This window comes from Tychonema sp. LEGE 07196 (assembly GCF_963890365.1).
In the GTDB taxonomy this organism is placed as follows: Bacteria; Cyanobacteriota; Cyanobacteriia; order Cyanobacteriales; family Microcoleaceae; genus Microcoleus.
This window is the reverse complement of the sequence record NZ_CAWPRX010000064.1, coordinates 24,432-45,113: the sequence shown is the minus strand read 5'-3', so window position 1 is coordinate 45,113 and position 20,682 is coordinate 24,432. Positions and strand designations below refer to the sequence as shown.

At 45.4% G+C, this 20,682-nt stretch carries 21 protein-coding genes and 1 tRNA gene; 17 read left to right on the top strand and 5 right to left on the bottom strand.

All coding sequences use genetic code 11. The features are described from left to right. Positions 1-24 precede the first annotated feature (24 nt). The 3 genes from AACV78_RS08225 (at position 25) to AACV78_RS08215 (ending at position 2,386) form a co-directional block, all read left to right on the top strand. Positions 25-612 (top strand): glutamine amidotransferase-related protein, encoded by a 588-nt coding sequence (locus tag AACV78_RS08225; protein ID WP_194012216.1) that lies wholly within the window; start codon positions 25-27, stop codon positions 610-612. A gap of 216 nt (positions 613-828) precedes the next feature. Then, positions 829-1,611, top strand: coding sequence for an MBL fold metallo-hydrolase (locus AACV78_RS08220; RefSeq protein ID WP_194012217.1), 783 nt, complete (start codon positions 829-831; stop codon positions 1,609-1,611). Between the two features lie 166 nt (positions 1,612-1,777). Then, positions 1,778-2,386, top strand: coding sequence for a fasciclin domain-containing protein (locus AACV78_RS08215; RefSeq protein ID WP_194012218.1), 609 nt, complete (start codon positions 1,778-1,780; stop codon positions 2,384-2,386). 248 nt (positions 2,387-2,634) lie between these two features. Here the strand turns inward: AACV78_RS08215 and AACV78_RS08210 are convergent, their stop codons facing one another. Then, positions 2,635-3,570: a cobalamin-binding protein gene (locus AACV78_RS08210; RefSeq protein ID WP_194012219.1), complete on the bottom strand. Its 936-nt coding sequence runs from the start codon at positions 3,568-3,570 to the stop codon at positions 2,635-2,637. A gap of 10 nt (positions 3,571-3,580) precedes the next feature. Between AACV78_RS08210 and AACV78_RS08205 the strand changes: the two genes are divergently transcribed. Both AACV78_RS08205 and AACV78_RS08200 read left to right on the top strand, forming a co-directional pair. Continuing rightward, positions 3,581-3,787 (top strand): hypothetical protein, encoded by a 207-nt coding sequence (locus AACV78_RS08205; protein WP_228042115.1) that lies wholly within the window; start codon positions 3,581-3,583, stop codon positions 3,785-3,787. Between the two features lie 140 nt (positions 3,788-3,927). After that, a complete protein-coding gene (locus tag AACV78_RS08200; RefSeq protein ID WP_255513009.1) occupies positions 3,928-4,062 on the top strand; it encodes a hypothetical protein in 135 nt (44 codons plus the stop codon). Between the two features lie 73 nt (positions 4,063-4,135). Here the strand turns inward: AACV78_RS08200 and AACV78_RS08195 are convergent, their stop codons facing one another. Then, complete coding sequence (locus AACV78_RS08195; RefSeq protein ID WP_194011663.1) at positions 4,136-6,793, bottom strand: phospholipid carrier-dependent glycosyltransferase; 2,658 nt, start codon at positions 6,791-6,793, stop codon at positions 4,136-4,138. Between the two features lie 133 nt (positions 6,794-6,926). Between AACV78_RS08195 and AACV78_RS08190 the strand changes: the two genes are divergently transcribed. Continuing rightward, positions 6,927-6,999, top strand: a tRNA-Phe gene (locus AACV78_RS08190). Between the two features lie 171 nt (positions 7,000-7,170). Here AACV78_RS08190 and AACV78_RS08185 read toward each other — a convergent pair. Then, positions 7,171-7,350, bottom strand: coding sequence for a hypothetical protein (locus AACV78_RS08185; protein ID WP_194011664.1), 180 nt, complete (start codon positions 7,348-7,350; stop codon positions 7,171-7,173). Positions 7,351-7,720: 370 nt separating this feature from the next. Here AACV78_RS08185 and AACV78_RS08180 point away from each other — a divergent pair, with 370 nt between their 5' ends. From AACV78_RS08180 to AACV78_RS08135, 10 genes are all read left to right on the top strand, one after another. Further along, complete coding sequence (locus AACV78_RS08180) at positions 7,721-8,785, top strand: tetratricopeptide repeat protein (protein WP_194011665.1); 1,065 nt, start codon at positions 7,721-7,723, stop codon at positions 8,783-8,785. A gap of 183 nt (positions 8,786-8,968) precedes the next feature. Further along, complete coding sequence (locus tag AACV78_RS08175; RefSeq protein WP_194011666.1) at positions 8,969-9,229, top strand: hypothetical protein; 261 nt, start codon at positions 8,969-8,971, stop codon at positions 9,227-9,229. A gap of 422 nt (positions 9,230-9,651) precedes the next feature. After that, positions 9,652-10,485 (top strand): prepilin peptidase, encoded by an 834-nt coding sequence (locus AACV78_RS08170; protein WP_194011667.1) that lies wholly within the window; start codon positions 9,652-9,654, stop codon positions 10,483-10,485. A gap of 61 nt (positions 10,486-10,546) precedes the next feature. Next, a complete protein-coding gene (locus tag AACV78_RS08165; protein WP_194011668.1) occupies positions 10,547-10,789 on the top strand; it encodes a hypothetical protein in 243 nt (80 codons plus the stop codon). A gap of 37 nt (positions 10,790-10,826) precedes the next feature. Further along, on the top strand, positions 10,827-11,780 hold the full coding sequence (gene accD, locus AACV78_RS08160) for an acetyl-CoA carboxylase, carboxyltransferase subunit beta (protein ID WP_194011669.1): 954 nt from the start codon (positions 10,827-10,829) through the stop codon (positions 11,778-11,780). A 490-nt stretch (positions 11,781-12,270) separates the two neighbouring features. Next, a complete protein-coding gene (locus AACV78_RS08155) occupies positions 12,271-12,462 on the top strand; it encodes a translation initiation factor IF-2 (protein WP_194011670.1) in 192 nt (63 codons plus the stop codon). Positions 12,463-12,611: 149 nt separating this feature from the next. Next, complete coding sequence (gene psbV, locus AACV78_RS08150; protein WP_194011671.1) at positions 12,612-13,100, top strand: photosystem II cytochrome c-550; 489 nt, start codon at positions 12,612-12,614, stop codon at positions 13,098-13,100. 146 nt (positions 13,101-13,246) lie between these two features. After that, positions 13,247-13,747 carry a photosystem II cytochrome PsbV2 gene (gene psbV2 / locus AACV78_RS08145; RefSeq protein WP_194011672.1) on the top strand — a complete coding sequence of 167 codons (501 nt, stop codon included), beginning with the start codon at positions 13,247-13,249 and terminating at the stop codon, positions 13,745-13,747. 127 nt (positions 13,748-13,874) lie between these two features. Then, positions 13,875-14,213: a cytochrome c6 PetJ gene (gene petJ / locus AACV78_RS08140; protein WP_194011673.1), complete on the top strand. Its 339-nt coding sequence runs from the start codon at positions 13,875-13,877 to the stop codon at positions 14,211-14,213. Between the two features lie 366 nt (positions 14,214-14,579). Beyond that, positions 14,580-15,587 carry a CHAD domain-containing protein gene (locus AACV78_RS08135; protein WP_194011674.1) on the top strand — a complete coding sequence of 336 codons (1,008 nt, stop codon included), beginning with the start codon at positions 14,580-14,582 and terminating at the stop codon, positions 15,585-15,587. A gap of 235 nt (positions 15,588-15,822) precedes the next feature. Here the strand turns inward: AACV78_RS08135 and AACV78_RS08130 are convergent, their stop codons facing one another. After that, positions 15,823-16,320, bottom strand: a complete 498-nt coding sequence (locus tag AACV78_RS08130) for a 2TM domain-containing protein (RefSeq protein ID WP_194011675.1) — start codon at positions 16,318-16,320, stop codon at positions 15,823-15,825. 243 nt (positions 16,321-16,563) lie between these two features. After that, positions 16,564-18,138: an outer membrane protein assembly factor BamB family protein gene (locus tag AACV78_RS08125; RefSeq protein WP_194011676.1), complete on the bottom strand. Its 1,575-nt coding sequence runs from the start codon at positions 18,136-18,138 to the stop codon at positions 16,564-16,566. Positions 18,139-18,265: 127 nt separating this feature from the next. Between AACV78_RS08125 and AACV78_RS08120 the strand changes: the two genes are divergently transcribed. Next, positions 18,266-20,512: a thioredoxin domain-containing protein gene (locus tag AACV78_RS08120; protein WP_228042114.1), complete on the top strand. Its 2,247-nt coding sequence runs from the start codon at positions 18,266-18,268 to the stop codon at positions 20,510-20,512. Positions 20,513-20,682: the final 170 nt, after the last annotated feature.

Here is a 20,682-nt window from a genome sequence, read left to right as displayed (position 1 = left end):
CTAACCAAAAATCCCAATTAACCAGTGATTATAGTCATCGATAACTACGACAGTTTTACCTACAATTTGGTACAGTATCTAGGAGAACTAGGTGCCGAGTTGCCCGCAGCCAGCGAAGTTCAAGTCTATCGCAACGACCAAATCTCCTTAGCAGAAATTCGACAATTGCAGCCAGCAGCCGTAGTGATTTCTCCGGGGCCGGGGCGGCCGGAAGATGCGGGAATTTCTCTAGAATTAATCAAAGAATTGGGGCCGACTATGCCAATTTTGGGCGTGTGTCTCGGACATCAAAGTATCGGTCAAGTATTCGGCGGCAAAATTGTTTCTGCACCAGTGTTGATGCACGGCAAAACTTCTCAGGTAGAACACGCAGGAGTCGGAGTTTTTGTGGGAGTGGAATCGCCGATGATTGCAACTCGCTATCACAGTTTGGTAATTGAAAAGCAGAGTTTTCCAGAGGTTTTGGAAATTACGGCTTGGGTTGAAGATGGCACGATTATGGGCGTGCGGCACCGGGAATATCCGCACATTGAAGGGGTGCAGTTTCACCCGGAAAGTATTTTGACTGCTTCGGGAAAGCAGTTATTGCGAAATTTCTTAGAAAGACTGTAAGAAGCAAGTACGTCCGCTTCTTTTGTAACGGATGTAAGGGATGGGAGGAAGCAGGAAGAAATCGCTGCGGTTCGCGCGTGCGATCCATATTGTAGTGCTGTCAGGGCGATCGCACACAATATAAATCTCAAACCTAAAATCGAAAATCGAAAATCGACTTACTGTGTTTTGTGGTATAACAACAGACGACCAACACCCGACAACCGCAACCACAAGATGAAACGGCGACAATTAATACGTTACGCACAGACGGGTTTGCTAGCCGCTATAGCAACTGGTTTACCATCTGGATGGGAAAGCTATCAAGCTCAAACTGCTGATTCTTTATCGGTTCAGTGGTTGGGCCACACTTGCTTTTTGTTCGCCGGTGGCGGTGCGAGGGTGCTGGTGAATCCTTTTCGCCCCCTGGGCTGTACGGCTGGCTATCGCTCTCCCAAAGTACCCACTGATTTGATTCTGATTAGCAGCAGATTGCTTGATGAAGGGGCGGTGGACGGATTTTCGGGCAATCCCGGCCTTTTGTACGAGCCTGGGGCTTATCGGTTTAACGGGCTGAGGATTCAAGGGATTCGCACGGAAAAAGACCGGGAGGGCGGCAGGCGATTTGGGATCAATGTGGCTTGGCTGTGGCAGCAAGCGGGTATTAAGATTTTACACTTGGGTGGAGTTGCTGGCGCGATCGGCATTGAAGAACAAATCCTAATCGGGCGGCCGGATTTGGTGCTGATTCCCGTGGGCGGAGGGCCGAAATCTTACACTCCGGCGGAAGCAAAGCAAACTTTGCAAATTCTCAAACCAAAGATGGTGATTCCCACGCATTACAAAACCCAAGCCGCCGATGCAGCAGCGTGCGATTTAGTGCCGCTAGATGACTTTTTGGCGCTGATGGATGGTACGCCGGTGCGCCGATTGAATAATGACACGATTTCGATTAAACCTGCTGACTTACCCCAAACCGGTTCGGTGATTGAGGTTTTGAGTTACCGATTTAGCGGTTGACACTTTTTAGCTAAGTTTACGTTATATTAAGGGAGTTTTGGTGCGATCGAAAATCCCCGAAAATTTTCTCTATACGTTAGCCTTTGCAACCCAATCTTTTGTGGTAATTTGGCTAACACAAGTATTCATGTTCACTCTTTTATTCTCATAAGGAAATCTCAGCCCAATGAAAAATCAAAATGTACCTAGCTGGAGCAAAAAATTCACAGGTTTGGCAGGAGTAATCGGCGCTAGCGCGTTGATTGCTTTCCCGGCTTGGGCTCACATCAACTCTAATACAACTATTGCTAATGCAACTCAAACTCAACAAGTTGCAGGAAATGTGAAAACTGCAGCAGCACCGACACCAATGGCCGCCACTAAGGATATTGTCGCTATTGCATCTGGTGACGCTCAATTCAAGACATTGACAAAGGCTTTGGGAGCAGCAGGTTTGGTGACAACTCTCAAAGGAAAAGGCCCTTTCACTGTTTTTGCACCGACAGACGCGGCTTTTGCTGCTTTGCCAAAGGGAACTTTGGAAAATTTGCTGAAACCAGCTAACAAAGCCAAACTTACTAAGATTTTAACTTACCACGTTGTTTCTGGTGCGGTTTTATCTACTAGCCTGAAGTCCGGTGAGGTTAAAACTGTTGAAGGTATGCCTGTGAAAGTGGTAGTTGCTCCCGGCAAAGTTACTGTGGGCGGCGCTAATGTTGTGAAAGCTGATATCAAAGCTAGCAACGGCGTTATTCACGTAATTGACAAAGTTTTGATGCCCCCTGATTCCATGTAGGATTAGCCTTTTTTGCATCTACAGCAATTAACTGATATCGGGTGAAATACAGGTATTTTGTAGGGACACAGCAATGTTGTGTCCTTATTTTTATGGCACACAATGAACGCATTACCCCGGAAACGGCAGTGCCGTTTCCCTACAGCAATTAACTGATATCGGGTGAAATACAGGTATTTTGTAGGGATACAACATTGTTGTGTCCTTATTTTTAAGGCAGGCAATTCTGAATTGGTATAGATAAAGTTTTAGCTAGCTGCTGACACTGGCAAAAATGGCTGCCAACCTTTACCAAGATAGCCAAAATCGAAGATTTCGGGATGGATAATTTCTGCTAAAATTTCTAAGGAATCCACCAATCTCGGCCCTGGCCGGTTGAAGTAAGAATTGCCGTCAGTTATGTAAACTTTCCCGGTTTTGACTGCTTGCAAATCTTGCCATTCTGTGTATTGAGCTATCGGCATTGCTTCGGTGCGAGTGCGATTTAAATCAAAGCCGCAGGGCATGAAAATAATGATATCGGGATTAGCTTCAACTAGGGATTCCCATTTTAACCAGGGGGAATGTTGCCCGATTATTCCAAATAGCGAATTGCCTCCCGCCATTGCTACTAATTCGGGAATCCAATTTCCTGCAGCCATTAAAGGTTCAATCCATTCGATGCAGGCTACTGTGGGTTTAACGGTTAATGTTTCGGTTTTTAAGATAATAGCATCGATGCGGGATTGCAAAAGTGCGATCGTACTTTGAGCATCGACACCCAAAGCAGCAGCAACTCGCCCAATATCCGTCCAGATTTCTGCTAGCAAATTTGGCTGCAAAGAAATAATTTCCGGCTGGCTATTTACCAGCGTGCTGACTGCTTGTTCAACCTCTGTCAGAGAACAAGCACAGACTTCACATTGAGCTTGAGTAATGATGTGAGTTGGCTGCAATTTTTCTAAAGTATCTATTTCTACTTTATAGACGCTGAGCGCATTTTGCAACAATTCTGTGACGCGGTTGTGAATTTCGCTGCTAGTTCCTTCGGGATTGAATTTAGGCTGAGTGCAAACAGGTAAATTCTGGATTTCTGCGGGATAGTCGCATTCGTGGGAACGGCCGACAATGGCATCGGTTAATCCTAAAGCTGCTACAATTTCGGTGGCGCTGGGAATTAGAGAAACTATTCTTAGTTGATTCATGAGGAAGTTATTGGTTATTGGTTATTGGTTATTAGTTATTGGTTATTGGTTGTTGGTTATTGGTTGTTGGTTATTGGTTGTTGGTTATTGGTTATTGGTTATTGGTTATTGGTTGTTGGTTATTGGTTATTGGTTATTGGTTATTGGTTATTGGTTATTGGTTATTGGTTGTTGGTTATTGGTTATTGGTTGTTGGTTATTAGTTATTGGTTATTAGTTATTGGTTATTGGTCATATCGTTTCCGATAGCATCGGACTTATATAGCAATCCTAAATTATTTGTGAATTTCTTACTCCCTCCCCGAACTCGCGGGGAGGGTTGGGGTGGGGTAAAAATATTTACGACTCCTGCAAGGATTGCTATATATTTTAATCATTGATAGTGCGATCGTCCTCGCTCGCTATCGACTTCGCTCTTCGGGGACTCTCGTACTATATCATTCCAATGCTACCGGATTTGATGTCATTAGCAAGAAGGAAGAAGGAATTTAGTAGGGCGAAGTACACCGCACTTTGCTGCTATAAATAGCGCGTGAAACCACATTTTTGGTATTCCTAATAATTGTTAAATTTTCAACTGTTTGAGGAATTGCAAATCTTGCCACGCTTGGATGAGATTGCCTTGCATTAGAGCGGCTAAACCGTTTAAAACTCTAATTTCTGGTAGGTTGGGATTGAGGGCGAGAGCGGGTTTTAAGGCTTTTTGAGCGGCTTGGGGATGCCATCCGTAAAGCTGGACGAAGGCGAGATAAGCATAAGCATAAGGGTTTTGAGAATCGAGTTTGGTGACTTTTTCTAAGGCTGCGATCGCACTTTTGACATTTTGCTGCAATACCCGAGAAAATGCCAAAGCATAAGCGAATTCTAGATTGTTAGGTTCTTGCTTCAACCTATATTCTAGTGCTTGTTCCGCTTGCACTGTATAATCTTGAGTTGGATCGTACTGATTAATGCGTCCAATCTGCTCGAATATGGGTTCTAAACTGGTTAATCCTTTCGGTAAATTAACTGCCATCGCCCGCAATTGAGTCACTAAATCTAATTCCGGCTTGTCCTCGTTATCGGGAAGAGTCTGGACTATTTTCAACTTTTGATCGTTTTTGTTCCCCGGAATGGTTTGGGAAGGCATATTTATCGGTTCTGGATCGATTTGAATTGTTACCGATGGCACCTTGAGCGGATAAGTTTCGCCGGTTTTTCGGTTCAGATAAGTAGCTTGCAGGTTGTAACTTCCCGGTGCAATATTAGCAGGAGTTAGCATCGCCGTGCGATCGACAACTCGAAACCCGACTGCAAATTTATCTGCTTGCAGAATTCCCGGATGTAAAGTCCCTTGGGCGATCGCGCGATCGTGTAAAATCCTTAAAGCTTGTCCCGACTCTAGGATATCACTAGCTAGCCGATGTTTCCACGTTACCAACACTAAACCAGACTGCAACTGCTGCCAAGGCCCAGACCAAATATAAGTAACCGGCAGTGCGACTCCGGGAATCGCTTTTCCCGTAACAGTAACTTGCTCTAATTGTACTTGCGCTCGCGCTTCATTCAACGGCTGTATTTCAACAGGCTGCCGTCGCTTGCGGTAAAGATTTAGATTAGTATTGTCAGGCAAAAACCAAGCTTTTTCTAACTGAAAATCTTCCCCTTTTTCAATTGTATCTACCGCAGCATTTTGAGCTTTTTTAATTTTTTCCCGAATCGAACCTTGCGGGCCTGTTTTTGTGACAAACCAAGAAAGCGATCGCACATCTTGCGGCACTTCTTTTAAATTCGTTCCCACCTGCCGCCCGTACACCTGAAAATTCGCCAAAGCACCGTAATAATTCAAGTTATGCTGATTAATTTCCGGCGTGGAAGGCAACACGCCTAAAGTAGATTGCAAATAAGGTTCCGCAGCAAGAATTTCTGCAATAACCTCTCGGTGAGGCCACTCTTTCCCCAAGTAAGGATAGCTAGAATTACCGGGGCTAACAAGTTGAACTAAGCTATGTCCAACAGCACCGCCCACCGGCCACATATGCAGCAGCATCGTCAAAGTTGCTAAACCAATTGTTCCCCAGCGAATTTGTCGCCCCCAACGCGGAGGCCACAGTGTTAAACAGTAGGCTAAGAAAATAGATAATACTGGCAAATAAGGTATCACATATCTGTCGTCTTTGTTGATATTTAAAGAATTAATTAAATAAGCTCCTACCCAAAAAATAGCCAGCCACCGACAGGAGTTGAGATGAAATATTGACGAACTATTTTGCCTGCGGAGCCAATAAAATATCAATCCAACTAAGGGAATCAGTAACAAAAGCCAAGAAAGCTGTTCGGGTAAGTGCTGAATGTAGTAAATCCAAGCGTCGATCCTATTGAGGGCTGGATCTCCTTCGGCGATCGCAGAATCCAGCGTTGCCCGTTTTCCCCCGGTCAAAATTAACAGCCAATTGGTTTTTGCCCAGGGCCCAAACACTGCCACCGACAGCAACAAAGCACCAGCTAATTGACCTAATCTTCCCCAAGCTTTTTGCCGCAAAGCACCCGCGGCTAACCAGACTATCGGGGCAAACAGAAATAAGACTGTAGTGTGTTTAACTAATATTGATAAGCCGAGAGAAATTCCAAAGGCGATCGCCCAAAAGAAAGATAATCGACTCAGGTAAAACTTTTTACCCTTTTCCTGATTTCTTCTATCCGCTACATCCGCTACCAAATCCGCTGCCGAACCTTCCTGCTTCCACATTGTCAAACAATAGAAACAAAAAGTAATCGCAGCAGCGAGGGGATAGTCTAGCAAAAATTGCAAGCGGAACCGATAAAGTCCCGGTAACAAAACGCAAATTGCAGCGGCCCACAAACCGACTTGTCTGTTGAATAATTTGACGCCCAGACTGTAGACTGAGGCGAGGAGAATTGCACTAAATAGTAAATGAACGAGGGTTGCCCGATCGCCCCCAGCACCGAAAACATTAAAAAACGGTACCGTTAAGATATACGTCAAGGGTGGAATTTTTGTCGAAAGCAGCCAGAAGTTTGTCCACCAATCCCCCGAAAACCACTGAGGATGCTGCAGCGCCTGCCAGTAATTCAGCGTGCTCGTCAGGTATTCGGCCTGATCCCACGCGGGTACAGAGCGATCGAAGGCAAACCAGAGGCGATCGCTAATTGCCCCCAACAGCCAAATTGTCCCCAAGACAAGCAGACTGTTGCCCCCGCTAGCCCGATGTTGCTGTGCCATTGCGATTTTTGGATTTTAGGTTGCAGCTTTTAGCTTACAGGCGGGCGGTTCCGGGCGAGCTAAAAATTAGTTGAGAAAAGTGCTTGCTAAATTGTGTATGTGTCTGCTAGGATAGTAAAGCGCGAAAAAACAAGCCGGGATAGCTCAGTTGGTAGAGCAGTGGACTGAAAATCCACGTGTCACGAGTTCAAGTCTCGTTCCTGGCATAGCTTTATAAAACATACATTTACGGTATCTAGGATTTTAACTCAATCCTAGATTTGTTGTTTCCACTCATTTTTCGCTGAGCTCGTCTTCAGTGTAGCCAAAAAAAGAGGGAGCATCTGGGGCTTTGTAAAAAGCATTTTTTTATTTTAAATAAATTCATCTAACTAAACCTATGAGGGCGATCGATCAAAGGCTTGTTTTATATCTATTTTTGCTTCTTCCTCCTGCATCCTGCCTTCTTCCAAATGACCAATGACTAATGACTGTTGACTGTTAACTGTTGACTGTTGACTGTTGACTGTTAACTGTTGACTGTTGACTGTTGACCAATAACGAATAACAAATAACAAATAACAAATAACCAATAACCAATAACCAATAACAAATAAGAAATAACCAATAACCAATAACCAATAACCAATAACCAATAACTAATTGCAAAACCGATCGAAAACTTGGCTGTGATCCGGGAGATCAACAATATGCCGCTGATTGTGGCACTCTGGCAAGACAACAGCTAACCTATGGGATTTGAAATTTGGGGTTTTTGATTAAAAAATTGGGAATGACTGATTGTGTATGGGTTTGCAGCTTGCAAGCGAGTTGCATTATTTCTGGAAATTGGTATAGCCAGTGGCGCGACTGAGAAAAAAATTAGGACGAACACGCCAAAAAGCTCTATCTTAATAGTTATAACTTGGCTCTAGGAGGACTCGATCGGTGTACCGCCGCTCTTACAACTTCAGCTATGTCGCAGCTATAAGTATTGTTGTATCTCCCGCACTCAGCCTGCTGGCAATCTCAGACGCTGCGGCCTTTGCCCCTATTATAAATGCAAGGCTGGTTCAAAAAAGCGATCGCGCCCAGGTAACTGAACCCAAAACGCAAGCAGACACACTCTTTGAAACAGGAGTAAAACAGCACCGCGAGGGTTTGTTTATCGAAGCAATCCAGACTTTTGAACAAGTTTTGGCAATTCGCAAGCAACAAAATGACAAACCCGAAATCGGCAGAATCCTCAACCGCCTGGGAGAAGTTTACGGCGAAATGGGTTCAAAGTCGAAAGCTTTGGAAGTTCTGCGACAAGCTTTAGTCATTCACCGAGAAATAGGCGATGCGCGCCGCCTTGCTCAAACCCTCAATCTCATGGGTTTCATCAACCGGATTTCCGACAAATTTCCCGAAGCGCTGAAACAGCACGAAGAAGCGTTGGAACTTGCCAAAACTGTCAACGACGAAGTTGAAATCGGAGAAGCACTCCATAACATTGCGGCCGTGTACGCAGAACAGGCAGAATATGCTAAGGCGATCGAATTTTACCAGCAAGCGCGGGTCATTCGCACCCAACAGAGCGATCGACGAGATTTAGGCCGTACCCTCAACAATATGGGCGGCGTTTACTACAACATCGGCGATTTTGACAGAGCGATGGAATTTTACCACCAAGCTTTAGCAATTCGCCGGGAAATCGGAGATAGGGCTGGCGTGGGCCGCCTCCTCAACAACATGGCACTTACCTGTCGCAAACAGGGTAAAGATACTCAAGCGCTGATCTATTTTCAGCAAGCGATACCGATGTTGGAAGCAATCGGAGACAAGACAAGTATCGGAAGGTTGCTCAACAATATGGGCGAGATTTATGAAAGTCTCGGTCAATCTGCTAAAGCTCTCGAATCCTACGAACAAGCTTTGAAAATTGCCCGCGAAAAAAACGATAAATTTGGAGAAAGTGGGGCGATGGAGGGAATTAAGCGATTATCTTCCGGTCGGCTCGTACCGCAATAATGACCAAAAAAGGTTTCAGGAACGCTAGAATTTTGATTAATATCTGGCTCGAAAGATAGAAACAATTTTTCGATGGTTTCGTCGGTTTGCTCGATCGCCCACAATCAATCTCAGCTATGGATATCCGCCCCGAAAAACCGGAAAATGCGGCAGCTAGACTAATACCATTATCATAAATTTCCAGTGACCAGATACCAGCCCAACTCCCAACCTAGGATAGAAAATTCCCAAAGTCACGGCTTGCTAGCTGCGGATTTGATCCGAGTAGCTCGATCGGCCTATGGTATGTATCTGAAAGTGCATTCCGACCAGATGCAGCGTCCTGCAGGTGTAGTTGTGAGTCTAGGTAGCAATCGAGGTCAGCTAATTTTTGCTTCGCAGCCCGTCTTGTTGCCTGGTGAACTTTTTGTTACTTTTGACGAAATTGAATCTCAAATGTATTAGTTGTTGGTTATTAGTTATTGGTTATTGGTTATTGGTTATTGGTTATTGGTTATTGGTTATTGGTTATTGGTTGTTGGTTATTGGTTGTTGGTTATTAGTTGTTGGTTGGTGGTTGTTATTTGTTAGTTGTTAGTCATAGGTCATTAGTCATCAGTCATGCCAACTCGGATTTGGCTATTACCTTTATCTTCTGACTCTTCTCTTCGCGCTATAGCGATTAGGCGCGGCTTCGCCTAACGCATCTTCGCGGTTCAATCATCAAGGGGTAAATAATACGGATTTGGAATCGTTGGGAAATTGGTCATCAGTAATTAGTAAGTAGTTATTGCTATCTGCTACAAGTAACAAGTAACAAGTAACAACTAACAAGTAACAACTAACAAGTAACAACTAACAAGTAACAACTAACAACTAACAACTAAATGGAAATAATCTTTAATGTCCTTGTCACCGCGATCGTCTTTGTTGTCGGCTCGGCGATCGGCAGCTTCTTGAATGTGGTAGTTTATCGGTTGCCTGCGGGTTTGTCGGTGATACACCCTCCCTCTCGCTGTCCCAAATGTTTAAATCAACTCAGAACTTACGAAAATATACCCGTGTTCGGTTGGGTGTGGCTGCGGGGACGCTGCAATCACTGTCGCAGTCGGATTTCTGCCCGCTATCCGCTGGTAGAAGCAGCTACGGGTTTGCTGTTTTTGCTCATTTTTTGGCGGTTTGGGATAACAGTAAAAACTCTGGGGTTTTGGGCTTTTTTTAGCTGGCTATTGGCTTTGTCTTTGATTGACTGCGATACAATGACTTTGCCCAATTCTTTAACTCGATCGGGCTTGGTGCTCGGATTGGTTTTTCAAGTGGCGAAAGGTTGGTGGCCGACTTTTAGCCCGATCGGGCTATCGGTACACTATCTGGTACTCGACGGTATTCTGGGAGCAGTTGTCGGGTTGTGGCTGTTTGATGCGATCGGACTTGCAGGTTCGATCGGCTTCGGGCAGACTGCTATGGGGATGGGAGATACCAAATTGGCAGCTTTGATGGGAGCTTGGCTGGGCTGGAAATACTTGCTGTTAGCGGGATTTATAGCCTGTTTGGCTGGAGCTTTTGTCGGCGGCGGGGCGATCGCCCTCCGATTGCTCGATCGGCGTCAACCCATGCCTTTCGGCCCGTTTCTGGCCCTCGGTGCAGCAATTACTGCCCTGTGGGGCGAAGCGATCTTATCTACTTACTTGCAGTTATTTTTCCCGAATTTTGCTTTCTGATATGTCGGTACTCCGGCGCGATCGAACATAACATTGTCTCAATAATTGGTAAAATTGTTCCGTGTCTTGGATTACACTTACAACTACTAGCTTTCGCTGGGAAGCGGAATTAATGCAGCAGATCCTAGCTGCTCATCAAATCCCAGCTCGCATCGTTGACTTGGGCGTAGCATCTTATTTAGGAGCTGGAAGTGCTACAGCTTTGCAAGTTCTTCCAGAAGACCAGCGGACTGCATCGCTCCTCATCAGTCCTATTGAAGAGGAACCCGAATCTAACAGTCAACAGTCAACAGTCAACAATTAACAGTCAACAGTCAACAGTTAACAATTACCAAGTTTTAATGTCTCTATTTGATTGGTTTGCAAATCGAAGAAAATCTGTACCGAACTCTCAAGAACGGCCGGAACGGGAAATTGCCGACGGGCTTTGGAATAAGTGCGAGGCTTGCGACGCGCTGAGTTATACCAAAGACCTGCGAGCAAATCAAATGGTTTGCTTGGAATGCGGGCATCATATCAGAGTTTACAGCGACGAGCGCATTGAACAGTTGATCGACCCCAATACCTGGATGCCCCTTGACGAAGGTCTCCACGCCACCGATCCCCTAAAATTTCGCGATCGCAAAAAATATAGCGATCGGCTGCGAGAATTTCAAGAAAAAACAGGCCACCTAGACGCGGTACAAACAGGCATCGGTCAACTCGAAAATTTGCCCGTCGCCCTCGGAGTTATGGAATTTCAGTTCATCGGCGGCAGCATGGGCTCAGTGGTCGGAGAAAAACTGACCCGCCTCATCGAACACGCCACGCGGGAACGTTTACCCGCGATCGTGGTCTGCTCCTCTGGCGGCGCAAGAATGCAGGAAGGAATGCTCAGCCTGATGCAAATGGCCAAGATTTCCGGGGCTCTGGAGCGCCACCGGGAAGCGAGACTGCTTTACATCCCAATTTTGACCCACCCGACCACAGGCGGTGTCACAGCCAGTTTTGCCATGTTGGGAGACATTATAATTGCAGAGCCAAAAGCTACAGTAGCCTTTACGGGCGGTCGGGTAATCGAGCAAACTCTGCGGGAAAAGCTGCCGGAAAATTATCAAACTTCCGAATATTCCTTCGCCCACGGTTTTGTAGACTCGATCGTACCCCGGACTCAATTAAAAAAAACTCTCGCTCAACTGATTGCTCTCCACCAGCCCCAGCCGTTCTTGGCAAAATCGGAATTTCCAGCCCTCGATGTCGGCGAGGGCCACCACGCTTTACCCGCACCTACTCACGCTCTCAAGCTTTCTCCCTAAGCTCAGATGCAGCGCCCAATGACTTTTATCGTCAAGAGATCGAAATTTTAGAAAAGAGTTCAAGCCCCAGATTGCATCTGTGGAGTAAATCTCAAATCTCAAATCTCAAATCTCAAATCGACTGATTGTCTGTTGGTGAGCCAGCCCAAAACCAAAATCTCAGAGAAATTGCCAAAAAACCCTGGTTTATTGGCAAAACACCAAGTTTGGTGGCGAGAAATTCAGCCAAATACCGGGTTTTGAGCCCCGCGCGCTCAAGTCCTATTGATAATAAACACCCGGCAATGGGATGATATTAGTTGGAAGTTGATGGGCTATGAAGTTTGAGTGAGCAAAAATGCTTAGTGGTAGTTAGTGGTTAGTGAGCTGGCGATCGAACAAAATCTCAGAACAAACTAACAGATTGGGAGCTAACACCACTTTGTTAAATTGTCCAGCTTTCTGTCAATAGCCGTCAACTCAATTTTGACCAGTCAGCGACCTAAAAATTATGGGTTTTGCAGACCTATCTATCGCAGAAATAGCAGAGGACTTCGACGTCCCTGTTGAAGACGTGCTCCGCTTGTGCGACGAGTTGGAAATTGCCTACAAGCATCCTCAAACCCGTTTGGCTTTGGAAGATGTTAAGGCAATTATGTCCGCTCTCGAAAAAAGGCGCGACTCAAAAGGGATTCCAGATTAGATAGCAAAATTCCTCTACCTCGACGTTGGGGTACGGCTGCACAAATTGTTGCCAATTGTTGCAGCAGGAAGGAATTTTCAAGATCAATCTGTTGGCCGTCTACACTCTTTTAGCTTTCAATAATTTGTCGGATTTTTTTAAGGAGAACCATGCTTAAAAGATATTTCATTGCTCTGACCGCTGTATTCTTGACATTTCAGTTATTTGTCAGCAGCGCGATGGCTATCGAACTGAGTCCGGAACTTCGCACTGTGACTTTAGATGACAAGGGCGCTCCGGTGGTGCTGAGCCTCAAACAAGTTCAGCAAGGCAAACGCCTGTTTAACTCGGCCTGCGCTCAATGTCACGCTGGGGGAATGACAAAAACTGACCAGAACGTCAATTTGAGTCCCAAAACTCTGGCTTTGGCCAACCCACCCCGCAACAATATTGAGTCGCTGGTGGACTTTATGAAAAATCCCACCACTTATGACGGCTTTGAGGAGATTTCCGAGCTGCATCCGAGCATGAAGAGTGCGGATATTTTTGCAGAGATGAGAAATCTCTCAGAAGAGGATTTGTACGCGATTGCCGGTCACATTCTGTTGCAGCCCAAAATAATTGGCGAGCAGTGGGCTGGCGGTAAAGGCGCTCGTTAATTGATGTTAAATTTTAGATTTTGGATTTTGGATTGGGAGAGGGCTGGGATTTTGCAAGCATTGCTGGCCGGTCGTTTTTCGCTCTAAAATCCGAAATCTAAAATTTACTTGTTAATCATTGATATCGCAAAAGGTTGTAGTGCGTCATGCAGCGTCCTAGTGTTTTTGTCTGCTTTCTGTTGGGAATTTTAATTATTTTGCCGTTGGTGCTGCTGGCACCTCAACCAACCTTGGCTGCTTCTGATGCTTACGTGACTCGTTATTTGAAAGTCACCGAACCTGTGCCATTGGAATTGGACGCACAGGGAAACACTCGGTTATTTTCGGCTGAGGATTTGTCCTCCGGTAAGCGGTTGTTTGAGCAAAGCTGCCTCAACTGTCATGTTGGGGGAACAACTTTGCCCGATCCGACTGTATCTTTGTCATTGACTGCTCTGGAGGGGGCAACGCCTCCGCGCACCAGCATCAATAGTTTGGTGGCGTATCTGAGAGAGCCCATGACTTATGACGGTAGTGAGGAAACTTTTTGGTGCCGCCAAGTGCCGGAAAGCTGGATGCAGCAGGATGAGATTGAAAATTTGGCTGCTTTTGTGCTCCGGGCTGCTCAGAAGGCTCCGGGCTGGGGCGTGGATAATCTGGAGAGTTGAACGGCTTTTTGTCAAAAAGTGTAAATTACTAGAAAAATCCCGATCGCGACTGCGTGTTTGTGCCTGAATAAACAGGTAAAATAACTAAAGAATCACCTTCAAAGGTGTCCATTAGAGGAGAACTGTGTTGAAAAGACTCTTATCCATCGCCCTGTTAGCGATCGCAATTCTTACCGTCGGCTTCGGCCGCCCTGCTTTGGCCGGCGATGCTGCTAACGGAGCTAAACTCTTTAGCGCCAACTGTTCTGCTTGTCACATCGGTGGCGGCAACGTGGTTATGGCAATGAAAACCTTGAAAAAGGATGCTCTTGAGAAGTACGGCATGAATTCCATCGAAGCTATCACTACTCAGATAATTAAGGGCAAAAATGCTATGCCTGCTTTTGCCGGCCGCTTGAAGCCCGAACAAATCGACGATCTCGTAACCTACGTGCTCGAACAATCTGAAAAGAACTGGAAAGGCTAAACTGCCTCTTTGAATTCGGACAAGCTGGACTTGATTTAATTTAAAACTTGTCCTCCCGATCGCACCCTCTCTCTCTCTTTTGCGAATAAATATCGGTTTGCAGCAATCTTAACCTGTTTGGGAAAGCGCGCCACAAATCGGATTTTTATTTGCCCAAGCGCGAGGGAGGGAATTTAGATTTTAGATTGAAGATTTTAGATTTTAGATTGAAGATTTTAGATTTTGTATAAATTATCAAGCACCTTACATTAAGAATTATTATTGCTGGCGTATAAATAAAAAATCGGTGCTAAGATATAACGCTTTATTAGCTAAGCATTGAAATCACAAATAAAGTCGATCGCGAAAGTGGACTCTACATATATCATGAACGTAAAAACATCAGGCAAAGTTAAAACTCTCGGAGACGCAGCCTCTGGTGCGATCGAGAAATATTTTCGTAAAACAATAGCGCACGAGGCTGAAGTTATCAAAGGCAAAGATGCAGAAGAACTTCACCAAATGCGCGTAGGATTGCGGCGTTTGCGATCGGCTGTAACGGGTTTTGCTCCGGTTTTAGATTGGCCAAAAGAAGCTTCTGAACGCAAAATTGGTAAAGTGGGGCGGATTCTGGGAACTCTCAGGGACTTGGACGTAATGCTCGAAAGTCTCCAAAACCGCTATTACCTAAATTTGCCGCCCCAGGAACAGGAAGTTTTGGATGAGGCTGTATTGGATTTACTCAAACAGCGGCGCCGGGCTTTGAAAGAGGTGAGGGCTGTTTTGGAACGCAAAAGTTACCAATCGCTGAAAAAGTCGATCGAGGATTGGCTGGAAAAACCGCAGTTTCGGGCGATCGAACATTTGCCAATTGCTGAAGTTTTGCCAGATTTACTGCTACCTCAAGTCAGCGAATTTTTCCTGCATCCGGCTTGGCTGCTGAGCACAAAATATGAGGATGGCCAAGTTAAAGTTTGTGATGATTTGAATGAGTCGGCTGTGGAAGAGAAGTTAACAGCGGAGGGAAATATTCTGCACGATTTGCGGAAGCAAGCCAAGCGGGTTCGCTATTTGATGAATCTATTTGATAATTTTTACGGCGAGACTTATGAAGCTTATGTGGATGATTTGAAAGCTGTTCAGGAATGTTTGGGCGATATTCAAGATTGTGAAGTTTTAGGGGAGTTTCTGACAGATTTTGTCGATCGCGATTTGCAAAAAGAGTTGCCGCAACTGGCGGATTTATTGGCGAAAAAGCGCTACGAAGCTTGGCAAAAGTGGCAGGTTGTGCAGAATAAGTATTTGAGTTCGGAAGTTCGTCAAGGTTGGCGATCGACCTTAATTAGTCCTGTGATTAAAGATGCTACTAATGGCGATTCGCAGCCGGAAAGTTAGGTTTTTGGCGAGGAGAGAATGCGATCGACTGACGGGAGGGACTAAAAGATAGATATTTTTAGGGACACGTCATTGCAGTGTCCTTCATTGTGTAACTCAATAAAGGGCGATCGCACTTGGGGATGCGGTTAAAGAAAAAACCTTAACAATTACTCTTTCCAGTAACGAGTTAAAATCCGAATTACTTCACCAGTGTGAAGTAAAAAAGGGCGATCGCGTTTTTTACCATAGCAAATCACGATTGCAACCACTTCATAAACTTATTCGTTGCAGTACCAATAGACTCTCCGACTTGTTTCTTCAAACGCCACCGCTGAAACGCTTGTTCGTAATCTTCGCCTTCAGTTTGATAAACATTCCAAGCATTTAGTGACAATCCTAAGCCCCACGTTAGTAAAATGAAAAGCGACCAAGAAAGCTCGTGGGATCCAGCTAGATTAAACAAAACTAGAAAACCATTGATAATGCCGTACTTTGTCACATTTTTCTGCAATTTGCGACGACGGTAAGTGTTAAAAACCAGTTTTTCTTGAACTTCTCCTCTGGTGGCTAACCATTGCTGTTCCGCCGCCACGATATCCTGTTCGGAAATGCCCAATTCCGCTGCTATCTCGAACAACTGGACTCGGGAAAGTTCGCCTTCGTCTTGTCGGCGGGCGATCGCAAGCTGTAAAATACCTTGAGCATCCTCCGAACCGTAAATTTGATTTATTTGATTGTCATTGGTCGCCATATAACAAGTTTCCTATAATTTCTGACATCATTTCTATGATAGAGATAACCGCAGTTAAACGGCAGGTGGGGACATTGGCGGATTTCAACACCCGGACATTTGAGTTGACGCATTGGGCTAAGGGCATTGCTCATTGGTAGTAATGCCAACAACCAACAACCAACAACCAACAACCAATAACCAATAACCAATAACCAATAACCAACAACCAATAACCAATAACCAACAACCAATAACTATTGACTAACCTAAAGTATACATCCACCCGTCTCTCGCACAAATCCTGACAATTCCGTCCCAAACAACAGGCGTGGCCTCAAAGGATAAACCAGGTTTAAATCTCCCCGATTCTTTTACTTTCAAACGGTAAAACTCGCCTTTAGCATTTTTCAAAGCATTTTTATCTCCAGACTTCGCTCGTTCCCACTTCAATTCAAACAAATAAACACCGTTGTATCCAGCACTAATTAGTTTATTGCCATCGGTAAAAATCGGAGTTGAAATTGAAGAGCCAATCTCTTTTTTAAAGACTATTATCGGAGTATCATAAGACTGATTTCGCCAAGGCACAGCATTTTTTTTACCTGTAATCATATCTTGGGAACCGATGTACAAATTGCCGTCGATCGCATTTGTGGCAAACAGCGCTGGAAACCCCCCAGGATTGTACTCGTCGTTCAACGCCACCGAACCGATTATCCCGCCTTCCCAACTAGAAAGCCGGCGGTTTCCAGTAGGCAAAAACCATTCGACACTGGCATTCGGTTCCTTATTAGGATTGAGTTTGAGGACTCCGCCGTTACCCTGAATGTATTGTTTCTCAATCGCACAAAATAGTTTTCCAGATTTAGAAATTACAGCACTTCCATCCAAATCTGAACCTGTATAAAAATCCCACACAATCTTTTTTGTTTCAATGCTAATACCGTAAATATGACCGGAACCAGCAGCTATAAATATTCTATTTTTTAGCCTAGACGGTGATGATTCTGCTACCAAGTTGCCGCCGTGCTTGCTGATATCTGCTGCTGCATAAAGTTGTACTTCTGACAAGATTCTTGGTTGTTTAATTCCTTGTTTGAGCTTGGCATTGCTTGTGGAACTATCGATAAAATAGCCGATCGCATTTTCCCCCGCATTGAACAAAACGCCACCGCCGATATCCAAAGCACTGCTATCGTTATCTTGGCTGTAGCTGGGCGTTCTCCTGATGTCCAGTTTCCAAAGTTCCTTGCCGGTTCTAAAAGATATTGCCCTAAAACTCGGCACGACACTTTTGCCACCACCGCCGCTGCGGCTGCCTTGCAAAATCACAATTCTGTTTTCGGCGCTGGCTTTTTCATCGATATAAATTGTTGATGAACCTTTGATTATATCATCAAATTTATAGCGCCAAACTTCTTTATTGGTAGCCATATCTATTTTTCGCAAATTGTGGTCGAAAGAACCTATAATTAAATAACTTTTACCCCGGTCTCTGGTAATTGTTGGCTGTCCAGTCCAACCCGCGCCGCTCCAAGTTTGCGATCGCCTTCCCAGAAAAGTCCGTCCGCTTCCTAGCTCAAATTTGTCGATCAACTTCAAGCTTTTCGGAATACCTCTGCCGTAGAAACGGCGTTTGTCGTTACCTAAAAATGTCGGGACTAATAATTCTATTTCTGGGTCTGCTTTGGCCAGAGCATTGTTAAGATTAGTTTCTAATAAAGCTTGTTCCGAGGATGCAGTTTGGTACAGTTTGAGAACAGCAGGAGGAACAGCAGCACTCAGCAAAAATTGTCCTAGCTGTTGATTGAAGGTTCTGCGAGATGATAAACTCATGTTAGATAGAGATAATCAGCAATAATATTAAAACATAATTATCAGCAACAACTCAATTAAAACATCTCGCGCTAAACTGCTAGAGAAGTGACAAGCTTACTGAGTACGAGTTAAAGTATATTTGATTATGGTCAACCGTCTTGCTCAATCCCAAAGTCTTTACCTGCGGAAACACGCCGAAAATCCGATCGACTGGTGGCCCTGGTGCGACGAAGCCTTAGAAACGGCCCGGAGCGAAAATAAACCGATTTTCCTGTCAATTGGCTATTCTAGCTGCCACTGGTGCACGGTGATGGAAGGGGAAGCATTTTCCGATCGCGCGATCGCCCAATACATGAATTCGCAGTTTGTACCGATAAAAGTCGATCGCGAAGAACGCCCTGACATCGACAGCATATATATGCAAACCTTGCAAATGATGACCGGTCAAGGTGGTTGGCCGCTCAACGTTTTTCTCACTCCCGACGAGCGAATTCCCTTCTACGGCGGCACTTATTTCCCCGTAGAAGCCCGCTACGGGAGACCAGCATTTTTAGAAGTTTTGCAAGCAATTCGTCGCTTTTACGACACAGAAAAAGGCAAAGTAGAAGCCTTCAAAGCAGAGATTTTAGACAACCTCCAACAGTCGGCAGCGCTGTCAGCAGGAACGGCAGAACTAAATCGCGAAATCTTCCAAAAAGGTTGGGAACTCAACACCGGAATTATTGCCGGCAGCAATCCCGGGCCGAGTTTTCCAATGATGCCTTACGCTGAGCTAGCACTGCGGGGAACGCGCTTTAATTTTGATTCAAAATACGACAGCAAACAAGTCTGCACTCAGCGCGGATTAGACTTAGCATTGGGCGGCATTTACGACCACGTAGCCGGCGGATTTCACCGCTACACGGTTGATGCTACTTGGACTGTGCCGCACTTTGAAAAAATGCTCTATGACAACGGTCAAATTGTTGAGTATTTAGCAAATTTGTGGAGTGCGGGAATCCAAGAACCGGCTTTTGAAAGTGCGATCGCGCGGACAGTAGAATGGTTGAAGCGAGAAATGACCGCAACCGCAGGCTATTTTTACGCCGCACAGGATGCCGACAGTTTTACCCCCCCAACCCCCCCTTACCAAGGGGGGGCAGAAAACTTAACCCCCCCTTACCAAGGGGGGGCAGAAAATTTAACCCCTCCTTACCAAGGGGGGGCAGAAAATTTAACCCCTCCTTACGAAGAGGGGGCAGAAAATTTAACCCCTCCTTACCAAGGGGGGGCAACGGGGGGGTCAGAACCGGAAGAAGGAGCATTTTATGTTTGGAGTTACGCCGAACTAGAACAACTGTTAACTGCTGAGGAATTAGCGGAAATTCAAGCACAGTTTACTGTGACTCGCGGCGGCAATTTTGAAGGCAAAAATGTCTTGCAGCGCTACCAGCCGGGAAAACTCAGCGACACGGTAGAAACAGCTTTAGCTAAACTTTTTGCTGTTCGCTACGGCGGCAATCCCGATACTGTGAAAACCTTTCCCCCAGCCCGCAACAATCAAGAAGCTAAGAATGAAAGTTGGCCTGGTAGAATTCCGGCAGTTACTGACACGAAAATGATTGCTGCTTGGAATAGTTTAATGATTTCGGGTTTGGCGCGGGCGGCGGCTGTTTTTGGGAATTTGGACTATCTGGAATTGGCGGTGAATGCTGCTAATTTTATTTTAGACAATCAGTGGCAAAATGGGCGGTTTCAGCGGCTGAATTATGACGGACAATCGGCGGTGGCTGCACAGTCGGAAGATTATGCTTTGTTTGTGAAAGCTTTGTTGGATTTGCATCAAGCGAGTTTGATTTTAGGCAGCGGGGAAGAGGCAAAACAGTTGCCGAATTCTCAATTTTGGTTGGAGAAAGCTCTGCTGGTACAAGAAGAGTTTGATGAGTTTTTGTGGAGCGTAGAATTGGGAGGGTATTACAATACTGCTAAGGATGCCAGCGGAGATTTGTTGGTGCGGGAACGCAGTTATATAGACAATGCAACTCCGGCGGCGAATGGAATTGCGATCGCCTCTTTGGTTCGCTTGGCCTTGCTGGGCCCGAATTTAGAATATCTCGATCGCGCCGAACAAGCTTTGCAAGCTTTTAGCAGTATTGTCCGAGATGCTCCCCAAGCTTGTCCGAGTCTGCTTTCGGCGATCGACTGGTATCAAAATTCTACCCTGATTCGCACTTCGCCCGACCTGATTACTGGGTTAATTTCGCAGTATTATCCGACTGCTGTTTGTCAGATTGAGGCGGATTTGCCTGAAGGTGCGATCGGGTTAGTTTGCGAGTGTTTGACTTGCAAAGAACCTGCGAAAACTCAAGAGATGCTGTTAGCAGAAATTCAGCAAAGTCAAACGCGAGGATAAAACAAAAAGGACTGAATTCCTGACTGAGAAACTGTTTTACTCGTTGATTTGTTTTACTCGTTGACTCGTTACTAGGCAGAGCCTAGTAACGCAGCTCCAGAGGCTCTGCCTCCAATTTCCGAAGCGAGGCAGAGCCTCTGGATATAGGTTCCTTTCGCTGTAGCCTGGGA

Bases quoted from the DNA above. Each gene is read 5' to 3' on its own strand.
- AACV78_RS08220 (WP_194012217.1), top strand. From the start codon at position 829: ATGAAACGGCGACAATTAATACGTTACGCACAGACGGGTTTGCTAGCC.
- AACV78_RS08215 (WP_194012218.1), top strand. From the start codon at position 1,778: ATGAAAAATCAAAATGTACCTAGCTGGAGCAAAAAATTCACAGGTTTG.
- AACV78_RS08210 (WP_194012219.1), bottom strand. From the start codon at position 3,570: ATGAATCAACTAAGAATAGTTTCTCTAATTCCCAGCGCCACCGAAATT.
- AACV78_RS08195 (WP_194011663.1), bottom strand. From the start codon at position 6,793: ATGGCACAGCAACATCGGGCTAGCGGGGGCAACAGTCTGCTTGTCTTG.
- AACV78_RS08170 (WP_194011667.1), top strand. From the start codon at position 9,652: ATGGAAATAATCTTTAATGTCCTTGTCACCGCGATCGTCTTTGTTGTC.
- accD (WP_194011669.1), top strand. From the start codon at position 10,827: ATGTCTCTATTTGATTGGTTTGCAAATCGAAGAAAATCTGTACCGAAC.
- AACV78_RS08155 (WP_194011670.1), top strand. From the start codon at position 12,271: ATGGGTTTTGCAGACCTATCTATCGCAGAAATAGCAGAGGACTTCGAC.
- psbV (WP_194011671.1), top strand. From the start codon at position 12,612: ATGCTTAAAAGATATTTCATTGCTCTGACCGCTGTATTCTTGACATTT.
- psbV2 (WP_194011672.1), top strand. From the start codon at position 13,247: ATGCAGCGTCCTAGTGTTTTTGTCTGCTTTCTGTTGGGAATTTTAATT.
- AACV78_RS08135 (WP_194011674.1), top strand. From the start codon at position 14,580: ATGAACGTAAAAACATCAGGCAAAGTTAAAACTCTCGGAGACGCAGCC.
- AACV78_RS08130 (WP_194011675.1), bottom strand. From the start codon at position 16,320: ATGGCGACCAATGACAATCAAATAAATCAAATTTACGGTTCGGAGGAT.
- AACV78_RS08125 (WP_194011676.1), bottom strand. From the start codon at position 18,138: ATGAGTTTATCATCTCGCAGAACCTTCAATCAACAGCTAGGACAATTT.
- AACV78_RS08120 (WP_228042114.1), top strand. From the start codon at position 18,266: ATGGTCAACCGTCTTGCTCAATCCCAAAGTCTTTACCTGCGGAAACAC.